Raw genomic sequence first — 15,783 nt, forward strand, 5'->3', positions numbered from 1 at the left:
TTAGAAAATGGATGAGAGAATGATTTCTGCGGAAGTTCAAGAAGAAGAAGAAACGATAGAAAATCAACTACGACCTCAGCTACTATCACAATATATTGGTCAAAAAAAAGTAAAAAATAATTTAAAGGTATTTATAGAAGCGGCTAAAATAAGAAACGAAGCATTAGACCATGTTTTATTATATGGACCACCTGGACTAGGGAAAACAACATTAGCGACAATTATCGCTCATGAAATGAACGTTTCAATAAAAACTACATCAGGTCCTGCAATCGAGAGGCCAGGTGATTTAGCTGCTATTTTAACTTCTCTTGAACCAGGTGACGTTTTGTTTATTGATGAAATTCACCGACTAAATCGAGTGGTCGAAGAAGTTCTTTATCCAGCTATGGAGGATTTTTGTTTAGATATTGTTATAGGAAAAGGACCAACAGCTAGATCAGTGCGTCTTGATTTGCCCCCCTTTACATTAATTGGTGCAACGACCAGGGCTGGTCTATTGTCATCTCCGTTAAGAGATCGGTTTGGAGTGTTGTCAAGACTAGACTATTATACAACTGAAGACTTAAAAAAAATTGTTTCAAGAACTGCAGAAATTTATCAGATGGATATTGGAGAAACTGCAAGTGAGGAGCTAGCTAGACGCGCAAGAGGAACTCCAAGGATTGCCAACCGTTTATTGAGAAGGGTGCGTGATTTTGCTCAAGTGCAAGGGTTTAGTAAAATTGACTTCGATTTGGCAATAGATGCTTTAGAAAGACTACAAGTTGACCGTCTAGGATTAGATCATATTGATCATAAACTTTTAAAAGGGATTATTGAGAAATTTCGTGGTGGTCCTGTGGGACTTGATACAATTTCAGCTACGATAGGAGAAGAGGCGCATACAATTGAAGATGTGTACGAACCGTATTTATTACAAATTGGGTTTTTGCAACGTACTCCTAGAGGGAGAGTAGTAACTCATAAAGTTTATGAGCACTTTCAAATGGAGGTTCCGGATTAAATGCCCAATATACCTAAATTACTTATTATTGTCGGTATTGTATTAATTTTTATTGGTCTTTTATGGTTAGTAGGTGAGAGGTTTTTACCTATAGGGAAATTACCTGGGGATATATTCTTTAAAAAAGGGAATACAACATTTTATTTCCCAATTGTTACATCTATTGTTTTAAGTGTTGTTATTTCGTTAATCCTATATTTTATTGGTAGGTTTCGTTAAAAATTTAACTTGTCAACTATCTATTTTTTTATGTATGCTTAAAGCTGTTAATTTTGAATTAGAAAAGGTGAATATTGAATATGGAAGTTAAAGATTTTGATTTTTATTTACCAGAAGAGTTAATTGCTCAAACTCCACTATTGGAACGTACCTCTTCTCGGTTGATGGTCCTAGATCGCTCATCAGGTGACATTCACCATCGAATTTTCTCAGATGTCATTGATTATTTAAGTGAAGGAGATTGTCTCGTTTTAAACGATACTCGAGTATTACCGGCACGCCTTTATGGGACGAAGGAGGATACGGGAGCGAACATAGAATTCTTGTTACTTAAACAAATGGAAAAAAATCAATGGGAAACATTAGTAAAGCCTGCTAAAAGAGTGCGCAAAGGAACTATTGTTACTTTTGGTGATGGAAGACTGAGAGGTATTTGTAAAGAAGAGTTAGATCATGGGGGAAGAATTATTGAATTTCAATACGAAGGAATTTTTCATGAAATTTTAGATTCCTTAGGAGAAATGCCATTACCACCTTATATAACTGAAAAGTTAGAAGATCGAGAAAGGTATCAAACAGTCTATGCTAAGCATCGTGGTTCCGCAGCTGCTCCGACGGCTGGTCTTCACTTTACAGAAGAACTATTAGATAAGATAGCATCAAAAGGAGTAGAGATTGTATATATTACTTTACATGTTGGTTTGGGTACGTTTCGCCCCGTAAGTGTAGATACAATTGAAGATCATGAAATGCACGCTGAATTTTATCAAATGAGTCGTGAAGCGGCTGAAACGTTAAATAAGGCAAAAAAGAATGGTAATAAAATCGTTTCAGTCGGAACTACATCGACTAGAACATTAGAAACAATTGCCCAAGCTAATGGTGGTAAATTTATCGAAAGCTCAGGGTGGACAAATATCTTTATTTACCCTGGATATAAATTTAAAGGGATTAATGCATTAATTACTAATTTTCATCTACCAAAGTCTACATTGATAATGCTTGTTAGTGCATTAGCTGGAACAGAGCATACATTACATGCATATAAGGAAGCGGTAAAAGAGAGATATCGTTTTTTTAGCTTTGGGGATGCTATGTTAATCATAGAAGGGAGCAAAAATTGATGGTTGCTATTCGCTATGAACATATAAAAACTTGTCGCCAATCAGGAGCCCGTTTAGGTAAAGTTCATACACCACATGGTACGTTTGAAACACCTATTTTCATGCCAGTTGGAACATTGGCCACAGTGAAAACAATGAGTCCAGAAGAGTTGAAAGAGATCGGCTCACAAATTATACTAAGTAATACATATCATTTGTGGCTTAGACCTGGTCATGAAATTGTGAAAGAAGCTGGTGGTTTACATAAGTTTATGAATTGGGATCGACCTATCTTAACTGATTCTGGAGGCTTTCAAGTCTTTAGTTTAAGTGCTCTTCGAAAAATAGAGGAAGAGGGAGTAAATTTTAGAAATCACCTAAACGGAGAAAAATTATTTTTAAGTCCTGAAGGGGCAATGGAAATTCAAAATGCTTTAGGTTCCGATATTATGATGGCTTTTGATGAATGTCCACCATATCCTGCAACACATGAATATATGTTAAAGTCGGTGGAACGTACTAGTCGGTGGGCAGAAAGATGTTTGGAAGGGCATAAGAGACCTGAAGCTCAAGGACTATTTGGGATTGTTCAAGGTGGGGAGTATGAAGATTTACGAAAACTAAGTGCACAGGATTTAGTATCATTAGATTTTCCTGGCTATGCGATTGGTGGTCTGTCAGTAGGCGAACCTAAGGACGTCATGAATCGAGTATTGGAATTCACAACACCACATTTACCATTTGACAAACCGCGATATTTAATGGGGGTAGGGTCGCCGGATGCTTTGATTGATGGTGCTATTCGCGGTATTGATATGTTTGACTGTGTACTGCCAACTAGAATTGGAAGAAATGGAACGTGTATGACCAGTACTGGTAGGCTTGTGGTTAGGAATGCAAAGTATGCAAGAGACTTTACTCCATTAGACGAGAATTGTGATTGTCATGTTTGTAAAAATTATTCTAGAGCGTATATTCGCCACCTAGTTAAATGTGACGAAACTTTCGGATTTCGGTTAACCTCTTACCATAATCTCTACTTTTTGTTAAATTTAATGGAGAAAGTTCGGGAAGCTATTCGCGAAGATCGCCTTTTAGATTTCAAAGAAGACTTTTTTGAAATGTATGGATTTAATAAACCGAATGCAAAAAACTTTTAAAACTTTTGAAAAAAAAGTAATAATAAGGTAGTATAAATATTGATGCTGAAATATTTAAAAATAAAAATAAAAATTTAGAAAGGAGGGAAATAAACATGGAATTTATGACAGCGATTTTACCTTTATTATTTATGTTCGCGATTTTTTATTTCCTTTTAATTCGTCCGCAGCAAAAGCGTCAAAAGAAAGTTCAACAAATGCATGCTGACCTTAAAAAGGGAGATAAAATCGTTACAATCGGCGGCCTACATGGGACGATTGATGCTATTGATGAAGACAGAGTTATTTTGTTAGTAAATGATAACAAAAAATTAACATATGACCGTAGTGCTGTACGTGACGTTGTTAATCCAGACTAAGTGTACATAGCAAACCTGAATAAGGGACTTCCATAGGAAGTCCCTTTAAGTTTGAAAAGAAAAAAGTGAAAATTAAACCATTCTAGAATTTCTTACAACATTAACTCCTAATACGCCACCGATAATAGCAGTTAAAATAAAACCTCCATGAAATAAATATTGCTCTGTCGAAAACGTATTGTTGTACCCTAAAAACTGTACTAAAAATACTAGTAAAGAATAAAGAAGACCTGTTCCTAAGCCGACCATCCATCCTTTTTGTTTAGATTTACCACCAGAAACAAAGCCGCCTACCAATAAAGCTACAAATGTAAGAAGCATAATGATCCAACTAAATGATGACTCTGTTAGTGATGTAAATCTAAGCAGTAAAGAAATAATGAAGCTTACAGAAAGGATTATGACTAATATAGTAATTAGTCCATAAACCATTGAAGTGAAAATTCCTCGATTCTCCAAATTATATTACTCCTTTCCAATAATTCAGTTTTTCTGCTTACTAAAGCTTATTCAGCCTTGTACCAAAATAGAATTAAATTAGAAAATAGAACTTTTGAAAGTGAAAGATGCGTTGTGGATTGTGGATACACAATGGAGTGAATTTTATTAAGTATAATTGAATTTTGAGGAATAGAATTCAAAATTCTAATTGAGACAAACCCTTCATACAATGTAGAAATGGGTTGTTATGAAAGGGGATTAGAATGGAATTAACCACCGCCTTTATTATTTTTATCGTTAGTTATGTCTTAATTATTTCTGAGAAATTAAATCGGGCTTTAGTTGCGTGTATTGGTGGTGTCCTCATGTTGTTTTTCGGGGTTTTAGACTTAGATGCTGCCTTTATTAACCATATTGATTGGCATACAATAACGCTTTTACTATCGATGATGATCTTAGTTTCCATAACTAGTCAGAGTGGATTTTTTGAATATATTGCTATTACTGTTGCTAAAAAAGTAAAAGGAAAACCAATTCCTTTATTAGTAGTCATATCTTTGTTGACTGGTGTGGGCTCTGCTTTTTTGAACAATGTTACAACTGTTTTATTAATTGTTCCAATTGTTTTAACATTAACAAAGTTATTAAATATAACGGCAATTCCTTATTTGTTAATGACAATTTTAGCTTCAAACATAGGTGGTACCGCTACTTTAATAGGTGATCCACCAAATTTAATGATTGGTCAAGCAGTTGAGCATTTGAACTTTAATGATTTCTTGATACATCTTGGGCCTGTAGTAATTATTATTTTTGCTGTAGTAATTTATGGAATGGTTCGTTTTTATGGAGATAAACTTCACGTTACAAATGAAAATCAGGTTAAATTAATGGGTGTGACAGCTAGTCGATACTTGAAAAATAAACCTTTGCTGTTTAAGTCTGTAACTGTTCTTGTAGTAACTACATTAGGGTTTATTATTCAACCATTATTAAAAGTTGAACTAACTAGTGTAGCGATGGCAGGGGCTTTGTTGTTGTTACTCCTTACTTATGAGGAACAAAAGGTGGAAGAAGTATTTAAATCAGTTGAGTGGGTAACAATATTTTTCTTTGTCGGACTGTTTATGTTAGTCGGTGGACTAAAAGAAGTCGGGATTATTGATGAAATAGCTAAGTCAATCATCTATTATACTGAGGGGGATTTACCTAAAACATCAATACTTATTTTATGGTCATCAGGAATACTATCAGGGTTTGTTGACAATATTCCTTTTGTAGCAGCTATGATTCCTGTTATTTTAGAATTTCAAAATTATGGTATGACAAATTTGGATCCGCTATGGTGGGCACTGGCATTGGGGGCCTGCTTAGGTGGAAATGCTACATTAATCGGTGCAACTTCTAATGTTATTGTAGCTGGTTTAGCCGTTAGAGCTAATCAATCCTTTAGCTATATGGAGTTTCTTAAAGTTGGGGCCCCAGTTGCTCTTGTCTCTTTCATTATTTCTACTATCTATATTTATTTTAGATATTTAATTTACTTTTATTAATTATTTCCTCCAATAGTTAATATTGATTTTTGGCTTGTAGCTATGCTCTTGAATGGTTACAAGCCAAGCCTCAGAACTGCCCTCACGTTACTACTCTTTGTTATATTGCGTTCAAATTTCCATATTCTCATTCCGATTTTTTTTGCTAAATATGGTCAAACTAAGATAAATTAGTTTGTAAATCATTAAAGTTTGGTCGTTAAGCTATGTAAGGGAGGCGATCAAAAGTTGGACTATTCGACCATAATCTTGAGAACGTTATTAATTTACTTTATCATCTTAGTTGTATTACGTTTTATGGGTAAAAGGGAAATTGGTCAACTTTCAGTTCTAGATTTCGTTGTTTCAATAATGATTGCAGAATTGGCAGTAATCTCTATAGAAAATATACGGACCCCAATGATGAACACTATTGTCCCGATTTTAGTACTATGTGTTATTCAAATTACTTTAGCTTGGGTATCTTTAAAAAGTGAAAACTTGAGAAAAATGATTGATGGAAAACCTTCAGTTTTGATTAATAAAGGGAAAATAGATGAAGATGAAATGAGAAAGCAACGTTATAATTTTGATGATTTGATGATACAACTTAGACAAAGTAACATACGAAATGTTTCTGATGTTGAATTTGCAATTTTAGAACCATCAGGAAAACTTTCGGTATTAGAGAAGACAGAAAAAGAAAAACAATACCCTAGTTATGAAGAAAAAGTGAATTTACCACTTCCACTTATTTTAGACGGAAAAGTTCAAAGTGAACACCTTGAGAGAATCAATAAAACACCACTTTGGTTAAGGCAAGAGTTAAGAAAGCTTGGGTATAGAGATATAAAGAAGATTTCATTTTGTTCATTAAATGACAATCAAACATTTTTTGTAGATTTAAAAGATGAAAAATAGTCAAGAAAAGCGCAAGCGCCTTGGTCACGAGCGATAGGCGCTGAAGCTAGACAGTTTCCAAGTTAGAAATTTATAAATTCTGATTATGTTGAAAAATTAAAAGCATCGGATTAAATAAGTAATCCGATGCTTTTAAAATTGAGTCCAGCTTCATTAATTTTTACTAATAATAAATTTAGACAACCAACTTCCGATAAAAGGGACACGTCGCATTTCTTCTTTTTTTATAAGTCCAAAGAGCATTAACAACAATATATAAATAATACTAACGATGCCGATTGAAAGTAATGTTTTCCATAGAAGGTCAACTTCTAAGAAGGAATGTTTATACAAAGTTATTGCTAGTAGTCCACTAATAGTAATACAGGTAATTGCTTTTAAAAATTCTCTTACATGTAATGTATAAGAAATAGTCTTCACTAATGTTGCGAAATGTAGTAAAGTGACAAGCATAAATCCTGCTACAATAGCTAAAGCTGCTCCCATAATTCCTAACTCTGGCCTTGAAGCTAAAACAAAAACAGCTACAATTTTCACAACATTACCAATTAAACTGTTCATCATTGCTGCTTTAGCTAAATTTAATGCCTGTAGAGCAGCTTGTAGTGGTCCTTGGAAGTATAAAAAGATGCTAAAAGGAGCCATTATTTTTATATAACTTGCCACTGTAGGAGCGTTATACATTAAATCCATGATAGGGACCGCATAGACGTAAAGAATTACACATGAAATTCCACCAGAAACCATAGCTAAACGAAGTGCTTGAGACAATCTATGATGGATTAATTTATAATGTCTTTGTGCTGCTGCTTCACTAATTGCAGGTACTAGTGACACGGACAAAGAGTATGTAATGAATGTTGGTAAAAATAACAATGGAATAGCAAAACCTGCTAATTCCCCATACTGCTTTGTAGCAATGACTGTTGTTATACCAGCAATAGCTAAACTTTGAGATACAACAATTGGCTCAAAAAAATATGAGACAGAACCAATTAATCTACTACCTGTTGTCGGAAGTGCGATGGTCATAAGTTCATTAAATGTACTTTTTCCTTGTTTTAAGTAACCAAAAAAGTTACTACGAACCTTAACTCTTTTTGCGTTTTTAAACATAAAGATCATATAAAGTAACGAAGCAAGTTCTCCAATTACTACAGAGATCATCGCTCCTGCAGCTGCATATTCAACTCCATAGGGTAAAAATGCACTTGTCAGTACAGCAACAAGTGTAATTCTGACAATTTGTTCAATGACTTGTGAATACGCGGAAGGTTTCATGTTCTGTCTTCCTTGAAAATAACCTCGTAGTACTGAAGAAAGTGCAACAATAGGTACGATTGGTGAAATAGCTACTAATGGATAAAATGCCCTTGTATCTGTAAGGAAATATTTTGATATAATTGGAGCAAGGCCGATCATTCCAAACGTAAAAAATATACTTAAAACACCTGTAGTGGCAAGGGAGACAACTAAAATTTGTTTAATTTTAGAACGATCATTTCTAGCTTCAGCTTCAGCTACAAACTTTGATATCGCTACTGGTAACCCTATCTGCGTAAGAGTAATAACTAGTAATAAGGTTGGTACAGCCATTGAGTATAAACCTACACCTTCAGCCCCCATTATTCTAGCTACTACAATTTTATTAACAAATCCTAGGATTTTAGTTATAAGACCGCCTATAATTAATATAAATGCGCCTTGTAAGAAGCTTTGTCTAGTCACATAAGTTCCCCTACCTTTTAAAAAATGATGGATATTTTCCGTAATTATTTATATGCTTAGTAGGGGGCCAAGCATGACAAGTTCTGTTAAATTAAAATGTAGAATACTAAATCGAGAGGTTTTTGTTAATACCCTATAAATAATACTATTACATAAAGGAGAGTAATTACGTGAAAGAGAGTTTTCAAAATTTTTTAGTAGAGAATTTAAGTTTTTTACCTACAGAATTAATTGTTGTCATTATTTCAGCTATGCCGATCTTAGAATTAAGAGGGGGAATCCCTTTAGCTTTTCTAGCGGGATTATCTTTTGGCGAAGCGTTATTTTATGGTATTTTAGGTAACCTATTACCAGTTATACCAATCTTAATTTTATTTCGACCATTAAGTACTTTCTTAATGCGTTTTCCATTGTACAAACGTTTTTTTGATTGGTTATATAATAGGACGATGAAAAAAAGTGAAAACGTTGAAAAATTTGGTGCGCTTGGTTTGATATTGTTTACTGCTGTACCTTTGCCAACGACGGGTGCATGGAGTGCTTGTTTAGCGGCAATACTTTTCTTCATTCCTTTCCGTGCAGCCTTTATTGCAATTTCGTCTGGCGTTGTTATTGCAGGAATTGTTGTTAGCTTGTTTGTTTATTCAGTCTTTTAATTTAAGTGTAAGGTTTAAATCCATTGTATTTACCAGCTTAGAAAGAATGGTTGTGTCTGAAAACGAAGAGGAGGAGTTATAAATGGGAGATAGTCAACAATTTGAGATTTGGAAGAAGGATATAATGCCAGTACTAACAAGTAAAGTTGAAGAATTTCATATGTTGGGTTACGACAGGGCAACACAAGAAGATGTATGGGAATGTGTGTTGGCGAAATTAAAAAAAGAAAAAGAATATGTCCGAATTCATCATTTAGTACGTATAATTCTAACTCTTAAAATAACAGACTATATGACTTTTCTTACTGTAGGCGCCTACAAAGGTCCAAATTGGTTTGATGGAGAAACTGAATTTACATTTGGAGATAAATAATAATAGAGTATAGAGTATTGGTCATGAAATTGACATAGCAAACTTGACATCGCTATAATTGTACTATTGGAAGTAATTGGACAAGCAATTTCGGAAAAAATTTTTGAGGTTTATTTCAATCTAAAGGTCGGATAAGCTAAACTACCAATTAGTGGGTGTAGTAGAAAAAAGATTAATTATTGTTTAGCTTTATAATACATAGAGAAGGATAACAAGGAGGCATTCTTAATAATGGTAAAAAAAGGTCATATTGCAGCTTTTTTTCTCATAGTAGCATTACTTTTTGGGCTTGTTGCGACTAGCGTAATGGGCATTGCTAGAGAAATTAAGTTAGGATTAGACCTTCAAGGTGGATTTGAAGTTTTATATGAAGTTCATCCTGCTCATGAAGGTGACGTAATAGATGATGATGTCTTAAAGAGTACCGTGACAGCTCTAAATCAACGGATTAACGTAATTGGTGTTTCAGAACCAAATGTTGCATTAGAGGGTGAGAATCGAATTCGAGTTCAGCTCGCTGGAGTAGAAGATCAGCAAACAGCGCGAGAGTTGTTGTCAACTGAAGCGCAACTATCTTTTCGTGATGTAAATGATAATTTGATGTTAGATGGAGCAGACCTAAAAGAAGGTGGAGCTAGTGTAACTTTTAGTCAAGCTAATCAGCCTTGGGTAGCGGTTACTCTAAAAGATGCAGCTAAATTTGGTGAAGTTACAAGTGACCCAGCTGTTTTAGGTAGCCAACTAGTTATATGGCTTGATTTTCAAGAAGGCGATTCATTTATGGAAGAAATGATAAAGCCAGAACATGAAAGAAAGTTCATCTCTGCTCCAACCGTTAGAAGTGTGTTAAATACGACGAACGTAGTTATTGAGGGTACTTTTACTTTAGAAGAAGCTCAATTTTTAGCAGATGTCCTTAATGCTGGGTCATTACCTGTTCAATTAGAGGAGGTTTACTCTAACTCTGTGGGTGCGGCTCTTGGTGAAAAAGCAATGGAAAGAACGATCTACGCGGGCTTTATCGGTGTTGCGTTAATTTTTCTGTACATGATCTTTTACTATCGTTTTATGGGAGTAATTGCAGTGTTAACCCTTTCATTTTATGTTTACTTAGTATTGCTTATCTTTAATTGGATGAATGCTGTTTTGACATTACCAGGGATTGCAGCGTTAATATTAGGGGTTGGAATGGCGGTTGATGCAAACATTATTACCTATGAAAGAATAAAGGACGAGTTAAGGTCAGGGAAAACAACACTTTCTGCGTTTAAAGCCGGTAGCCGTCGCTCATTATCTACAATATTAGATGCAAATATTACTACGATATTAGCCGCGTCTGTACTATTTTATTTTGGAACGATGGCTGTACAAGGTTTTGCAGTAATGTTAATAGTTAGTATTTTGACTAGCTTTATAACGGCTGTATATGGTTCTCGTCTGCTTCTAGGTTTATGGGTAAACAGTAGAATCTTAAATAATAAACCACGACTTTTTGGTGTAAAGGAGAGTGAAATTAGTGAACTTTAATCAGAATGAAACAAAAATAGATTTTGTAAAGCATCGTAAAAAGTTCTTCATTTTTTCCTCTCTACTTATACTGACAGGGATAATTCTTCTTTCAACTATAGGGTTAAACCTTGGAATTGATTTTGAAAGTGGTACAAAGATAGAGTTACTAGCTAATAAGTCTTTAACAGCTGATCTTGTAACTGAGAAGTTTGCTGATATTGATTTAGTTCCTGATAATATTTTGTTAGCCGGAGACCGAAATGAAATGGCTTATGCTACATTTATAGGTGTCTTATCTCAAGAAGAAATAGTAGCTGTACAAAGGCATTTTAATGAAACCCTTGGTGCAGATCCTAATATTAGTACAGTTACACCAACTATCGGTAGAGAATTGGCTAGAAACGCATTCTTTTCTGTTATTTTTGCTTCAATCGGGATCATCATTTATGTTTCGATTCGTTTTGAGTTGTTATACGGTGTAGCAGCGATTGTTGCATTATTACATGATGCTTTTTTCATTATTACTGTTTTCTCAATTGTGCAAATGGAAGTAAATTTACCTTTCATTGCTGCGGTTTTAACCATTGTTGGGTATTCAATAAACGATACGATTGTTACGTTCGATCGGATTAGGGAAAACTTAAGCTATGAGAAAAAAGTAAAAGGTTTTGATGATTTAGCACGTGTCGTAAATAAGAGTTTAGTACAAACATTAGCACGGTCGATTAACACTGTTTTGACAGTTGTGTTTGCGGCAACAGCCTTACTCTTATTTGGTGGAGAAGCAATACGTACGTTTGCTTTTGCTTTATTAGTAGGTTTAGTTGCTGGAACATATTCTTCGCTATTTATTGCAGCGCAGCTTTGGCTTGTTTGGAAAAGTAAAAGTTTACAAAAAAAGCGCTTTAAAACAGCGGAGAATGAAGCATAATAGTATTAGCATAAACCGTGGTTAAACAACCACGGTTTATTTTTCCTCATTAGCTGTTAATAAATAGGTTTAATAATGAGGTAGAAAGGTTATTAAATTAATAATTAAAAATTAGGTGATTATATGGTTGAGGAAAGAGATGTACGTTTTAAACAAGTTCAGTTTGCAGCTTGGGTGGGTATCATTGGAAATATTGTTTTAGCTATTATTAAAGGAGTTGTAGGTTGGCTTGCGGGAAGTCGTGCACTTGTGGCTGATGCAGTCCATTCAGCCTCTGATGTAGTTGGTTCTGTAGCAGTGTTAATTGGTGTTAGGGCAGCGAAACTCCCACCAGATAAAGATCATCCGTACGGTCATGGCAAAGCAGAATCCATAGCAGCTATCATAGTTGCAGTAATACTCTTTATTGTTGGTGTCGAGATTGCTCTCTCAGCAATTCAATCTTTTAACGAACCCATTCAAGTTCCTGGAATTATTGCAATTTACGCTGTTATCTTTTCAATAATTGTTAAAGAATTGATGTTTCGTTATAAATATCGTTTAGGGAAAAAGTACCGTAGTGAAGCACTAGTGACAGATGCTTGGCATCATCGTTCTGATGTGTTTTCTTCTTTTGCTGCCTTATTAGGTATTGGGGCGTCCATTGTTGGTGGATATATCGGAATACCTTGGCTAGTATATGCTGACCCGTTAGCAGGATTTTTGGTTTCAATTCTTATTGTAAAAATGGCTTGGAGTTTAGGGAAACAGTCTATTCATAATTCAATGGACCATGTACTTCATGAGGAGGATACTGTAGAAATGCGTAAGACTGCAAGTGATGTGGAAGGTGTATTAAGTGTTGATGAGTTTTTAGCAAGAGAACACGGTCATTATGTTATCGTTGATATTAAAATTGCAGTTAACCCTAATATTACAGTTGAAGAAGGCCATACCATTGGCAAAAGAGTAAAGCAAGAATTAGTAAAGTTAGACCATGTCCAAGATGTTCGAGTTCATATAAATCCATATTCCAATGAAGTTGAAAAATGATAAATTCGGTAAATAGCGCAGAATAGTTTGAAACTATAAATGGAGAAGAGGTGCTTATAATGAAAGGGCAATGGGGATTAATTGTTGGTTTTATTGTAGCATTACTAATTGCTATTTTTTCAGTTATTAACATGACTCCTGTTACCGTTAACTATGTGTTAGGTACAGCTCAGTGGCCGCTTGTTATTGTAATTATAAGCTCGGTATTAATGGGGGGGATTTTAGTTGGTGGTGTAGGCTTATATGGTGTCTATAAACTGAAAAATCAGCTAAGAAAAATTCAGGTTGAAAATGAAGCTTTACGAAAAAAAGTCGAGGAAGTTAAGAAACAGAAACCAATAAATAAGAAAGAAATTCCTATTAAGCCAGAAAAAAGTCAATAATCAATTTATATATTCTCAATTGCCACACCCTCTAACCTCTTGTATACTTAATAGGTTAGGGGTGTGGTACGAATATGTTAAAATCAAAAAAAAGATGGAGATTAGAAGGAAAAGACCAGTCCTTGGCACAACAATTCGTGGCTGAGTTAAAGGTTTCACCACTTGTAGCAAATTTATTAATTAATAGAGGAATTACTACTGTAGAAGCGGCTAATAATTTTTTATATATAGAAAAAACACAGTTTCATGACCCTTTTTTAATGAAAGGAATGAGACAAGCAGTTGAACGAATTCAAACTGCTATTCATCAGGGAGAGAAAATTTTAATATTCGGAGATTACGATGCTGATGGAGTTAGTAGTACAGCCGTCATGATACATGCACTGAAACAATTAGGAGCTAACGTTGATTTTTATATTCCTAATCGATTTACAGAAGGATATGGACCAAATGAGCCTGCGTTAAGGAAAGCAAAAGAGGCCGGATTCTCATTAGTTGTAACTGTAGATACAGGTATATCAGCTGTTCATGAAGCGAGTGTAGCAAAAGAAATCGGGTTAGATTTTGTTATTACAGATCACCATGAACCACCACCAGTTCTTCCGGATGCTTATACAATTGTCAATCCAAAACAAGAGGATTGCTTTTATCCATTTAAAGGGCTAGCTGGAGTAGGAGTTGCATTTAAATTAGCTCAAGCTCTACTAGACGATGTACCCGAGCATTTGTTAGATATTGCTGTTATTGGTACAATTGCAGATTTAGTACCGTTAGTAGATGAAAATCGTCTTATTGCCAAAAAGGGTATTAAAGCATTAGAAAAAACAAAACGCCCAGGGTTACGAGCACTAAAAAGGATTACCGGTATCGAGGATATTGAATTAAGTTCTGATCATGTGGGCTTTGGGATTGGTCCGAGAATTAATGCTGCTGGAAGACTAGATTCGGCTATCCCTGCTCTAGAACTACTAATCTGTGAGGAAATGTCTGATGCAGACCGTTTAGCAACTGAAATAGACGGGCTTAATAAAGAAAGACAGAGTATTGTTAATGAAATAACAGAAGAAGCTATTACTATCGTTGAAAATTTATATGCTTCAATTGAAGATAACAAAGTACTGGTTGTGGCAAAAGAAGGTTGGAATGCTGGTGTTATTGGTATTGTAGCATCTAGATTAGTTGAACGATATTATCGCCCTACAATTGTTTTGAGTATTGATAAAGAAAAAGGTTTAGCTAAAGGTTCTGCTAGAAGTATAGAAGGCTTTGACATGTTTAAAAATTTGTCCGAAAGTCGTGATATTTTACCTCATTTTGGTGGACACCCAATGGCTGCCGGCTTAACTATGAATTTAGAAAACTTAGATGAATTGAGAAGTAGGCTAAATTATCAAGCTATAGAAGTTTTAACAGATGAAGACTTTATTCCAATTACAAAGGTTGAGTTGGAAGTTTCTATAAACCAAATATCACTTCCGGTAATTGAAGAGATAGGTTTACTTGCTCCATTTGGTGTAAGTAATCCAACTCCTAAAGTTTTAATTGATAATGTTCATTTATCACAAATGAGGCGTATCGGAAGCGAAGAAAATCATTTGAAAATGTTATTAGATCATGATGGACATACTTTAGATTGTATAGGTTTTCACTTTGGCTATTTGCATGATGAAATATCAATGTCGTCTAAAGTGTCTGTAGTTGGTACGCTGCAAGTAAATGAGTGGAACGGAAATTCCAAACCTCAATTGATGTTAGAGGATGTAGCAGTTAATGAATGGCAACTATTTGATTTAAGGGGAAACAAAAACATTAGAAAATTAGCAGCCCAATTACCAAAGGAAAAAGTTGTTTATATTTACTTTGATGAAATTTCGTTAGCGAGTGTAGATATTGAACAAAGCAACAACCTCGTATACATTCCTTATGGAACTGCTTGTACGGATGTTGATCTATTTGGGCGATATGTGTTCTTTTTAGATCTACCAATTGAAAAAAAGCAAATCGAAGATGTGATTGCAAATAGTAAGAAACCAGAAAGAATATATACAGTATTTCACCACAATGAAAACCATTTTTTCTCAACTTTACCTACAAGAGAGCATTTCAAGTGGTTTTATGCTTTTTTAACAAAACAACAAACATTTGATTTACAAAAACACGGGTTTCAGCTAGCTAAACATAAAGGATGGTCAAAAGATACGATAGATTTTATGGTACAGGTGTTTTTTGATCTAGAATTTGTTACAATAAACAATGGAATTATTTCACTTTCGACAAAAATCGAGAAAAAAGACTTAAATCAGTCAAGAACATACAAAAGAAAACAAGAGCAAGCAAGACTAGAAAATGAGCTTTATTATTCATCCTATAATGAATTAAAGCAATGGTTTGAACAGCTTATATCTTTTCAACCGGTCAGGTAATCTTGCT

The 15,783-nt window shown here is 34.6% G+C and carries 16 protein-coding genes; 14 read left to right on the plus strand and 2 right to left on the minus strand.

The genetic code is table 11. From position 1 onward, the window contains the following. The first annotated feature begins 7 nt into the window (after nt 1-7). The 5 genes from ruvB to yajC all read left to right on the plus strand — a co-directional run bounded on the left by ruvB (nt 8) and on the right by yajC (nt 3,847). Entirely contained in the window at nt 8-1,006 is a 999-nt protein-coding gene (gene ruvB, locus BKP37_RS04880) for a Holliday junction branch migration DNA helicase RuvB (protein ID WP_071308564.1), read from the plus strand. Further along, a complete protein-coding gene (locus BKP37_RS04885; protein ID WP_071308565.1) occupies nt 1,007-1,225 on the plus strand; it encodes a DUF2905 domain-containing protein in 219 nt (72 codons plus the stop codon). A gap of 80 nt (nt 1,226-1,305) precedes the next feature. After that, nucleotides 1,306-2,349 (plus strand): tRNA preQ1(34) S-adenosylmethionine ribosyltransferase-isomerase QueA, encoded by a 1,044-nt coding sequence (gene queA / locus BKP37_RS04890; protein WP_071308566.1) that lies wholly within the window; start codon nt 1,306-1,308, stop codon nt 2,347-2,349. Further along, a complete protein-coding gene (gene tgt / locus BKP37_RS04895) occupies nt 2,349-3,488 on the plus strand; it encodes a tRNA guanosine(34) transglycosylase Tgt (RefSeq protein ID WP_071308567.1) in 1,140 nt (379 codons plus the stop codon). The genes queA and tgt overlap by 1 nt, the downstream gene beginning before the upstream one ends. 95 nt (nt 3,489-3,583) lie before the next feature. Then, nucleotides 3,584-3,847, plus strand: coding sequence for a preprotein translocase subunit YajC (gene yajC, locus BKP37_RS04900; protein WP_071308568.1), 264 nt, complete (start codon nt 3,584-3,586; stop codon nt 3,845-3,847). Between the two features lie 72 nt (nt 3,848-3,919). On the opposite strand, the gene BKP37_RS04905 is transcribed toward yajC, so the two are convergent. After that, complete coding sequence (locus BKP37_RS04905; protein WP_245712446.1) at nt 3,920-4,306, minus strand: TIGR04086 family membrane protein; 387 nt, start codon at nt 4,304-4,306, stop codon at nt 3,920-3,922. A 245-nt stretch (nt 4,307-4,551) separates the two neighbouring features. Between BKP37_RS04905 and BKP37_RS04910 the strand changes: the two genes are divergently transcribed. Further along, nucleotides 4,552-5,841, plus strand: a complete 1,290-nt coding sequence (locus BKP37_RS04910) for an ArsB/NhaD family transporter (RefSeq protein WP_071308569.1) — start codon at nt 4,552-4,554, stop codon at nt 5,839-5,841. 228 nt (nt 5,842-6,069) lie between these two features. Further along, nucleotides 6,070-6,741, plus strand: a complete 672-nt coding sequence (locus BKP37_RS04915; RefSeq protein ID WP_071308570.1) for a DUF421 domain-containing protein — start codon at nt 6,070-6,072, stop codon at nt 6,739-6,741. Between the two features lie 153 nt (nt 6,742-6,894). Here the strand turns inward: BKP37_RS04915 and spoVB are convergent, their stop codons facing one another. Beyond that, nucleotides 6,895-8,469 carry a stage V sporulation protein B gene (gene spoVB, locus BKP37_RS04920; RefSeq protein ID WP_071308571.1) on the minus strand — a complete coding sequence of 525 codons (1,575 nt, stop codon included), beginning with the start codon at nt 8,467-8,469 and terminating at the stop codon, nt 6,895-6,897. Nucleotides 8,470-8,639: 170 nt separating this feature from the next. Here spoVB and BKP37_RS04925 point away from each other — a divergent pair, with 170 nt between their 5' ends. From BKP37_RS04925 to recJ, 7 genes are all read left to right on the plus strand, one after another. Beyond that, nucleotides 8,640-9,125: a COG2426 family protein gene (locus tag BKP37_RS04925; RefSeq protein WP_071308572.1), complete on the plus strand. Its 486-nt coding sequence runs from the start codon at nt 8,640-8,642 to the stop codon at nt 9,123-9,125. 82 nt (nt 9,126-9,207) lie between these two features. Continuing rightward, nucleotides 9,208-9,498: a post-transcriptional regulator gene (locus tag BKP37_RS04930; RefSeq protein ID WP_071308573.1), complete on the plus strand. Its 291-nt coding sequence runs from the start codon at nt 9,208-9,210 to the stop codon at nt 9,496-9,498. Between the two features lie 231 nt (nt 9,499-9,729). Further along, nucleotides 9,730-11,025, plus strand: a complete 1,296-nt coding sequence (secD, locus tag BKP37_RS19900; RefSeq protein ID WP_169823079.1) for a protein translocase subunit SecD — start codon at nt 9,730-9,732, stop codon at nt 11,023-11,025. Then, nucleotides 11,015-11,938, plus strand: a complete 924-nt coding sequence (gene secF / locus BKP37_RS19905; protein WP_169823080.1) for a protein translocase subunit SecF — start codon at nt 11,015-11,017, stop codon at nt 11,936-11,938. Before secD ends, secF begins: the two co-directional genes overlap by 11 nt. A 123-nt stretch (nt 11,939-12,061) precedes the next feature. Next, entirely contained in the window at nt 12,062-12,970 is a 909-nt protein-coding gene (locus BKP37_RS04940; RefSeq protein ID WP_071308574.1) for a cation diffusion facilitator family transporter, read from the plus strand. A gap of 59 nt (nt 12,971-13,029) precedes the next feature. After that, the gene (locus tag BKP37_RS04945) at nt 13,030-13,353 is read left to right on the plus strand and encodes a LapA family protein (protein WP_071308575.1); all 324 of its coding nucleotides are present in this window, start codon (nt 13,030-13,032) and stop codon (nt 13,351-13,353) included. Nucleotides 13,354-13,427: 74 nt separating this feature from the next. Next, nucleotides 13,428-15,776 carry a single-stranded-DNA-specific exonuclease RecJ gene (recJ, locus tag BKP37_RS04950; protein ID WP_071308576.1) on the plus strand — a complete coding sequence of 783 codons (2,349 nt, stop codon included), beginning with the start codon at nt 13,428-13,430 and terminating at the stop codon, nt 15,774-15,776. Nucleotides 15,777-15,783 lie beyond the last annotated feature (7 nt).

Source organism: Anaerobacillus alkalilacustris (assembly GCF_001866005.1).
Taxonomy (GTDB): domain Bacteria; phylum Bacillota; class Bacilli; order Bacillales; family Anaerobacillaceae; genus Anaerobacillus; species Anaerobacillus alkalilacustris.

Bases quoted from the DNA above. Each gene is read 5' to 3' on its own strand.
- ruvB (WP_071308564.1), top strand. From the start codon at position 8: ATGGATGAGAGAATGATTTCTGCGGAAGTTCAAGAAGAAGAAGAAACG.
- BKP37_RS04885 (WP_071308565.1), top strand. From the start codon at position 1,007: ATGCCCAATATACCTAAATTACTTATTATTGTCGGTATTGTATTAATT.
- queA (WP_071308566.1), top strand. From the start codon at position 1,306: ATGGAAGTTAAAGATTTTGATTTTTATTTACCAGAAGAGTTAATTGCT.
- tgt (WP_071308567.1), top strand. From the start codon at position 2,349: ATGGTTGCTATTCGCTATGAACATATAAAAACTTGTCGCCAATCAGGA.
- yajC (WP_071308568.1), top strand. From the start codon at position 3,584: ATGGAATTTATGACAGCGATTTTACCTTTATTATTTATGTTCGCGATT.
- BKP37_RS04910 (WP_071308569.1), top strand. From the start codon at position 4,552: ATGGAATTAACCACCGCCTTTATTATTTTTATCGTTAGTTATGTCTTA.
- BKP37_RS04930 (WP_071308573.1), top strand. From the start codon at position 9,208: ATGGGAGATAGTCAACAATTTGAGATTTGGAAGAAGGATATAATGCCA.
- secD (WP_169823079.1), top strand. From the start codon at position 9,730: ATGGTAAAAAAAGGTCATATTGCAGCTTTTTTTCTCATAGTAGCATTA.
- BKP37_RS04940 (WP_071308574.1), top strand. From the start codon at position 12,062: ATGGTTGAGGAAAGAGATGTACGTTTTAAACAAGTTCAGTTTGCAGCT.
- BKP37_RS04945 (WP_071308575.1), top strand. From the start codon at position 13,030: ATGAAAGGGCAATGGGGATTAATTGTTGGTTTTATTGTAGCATTACTA.
- recJ (WP_071308576.1), top strand. From the start codon at position 13,428: ATGTTAAAATCAAAAAAAAGATGGAGATTAGAAGGAAAAGACCAGTCC.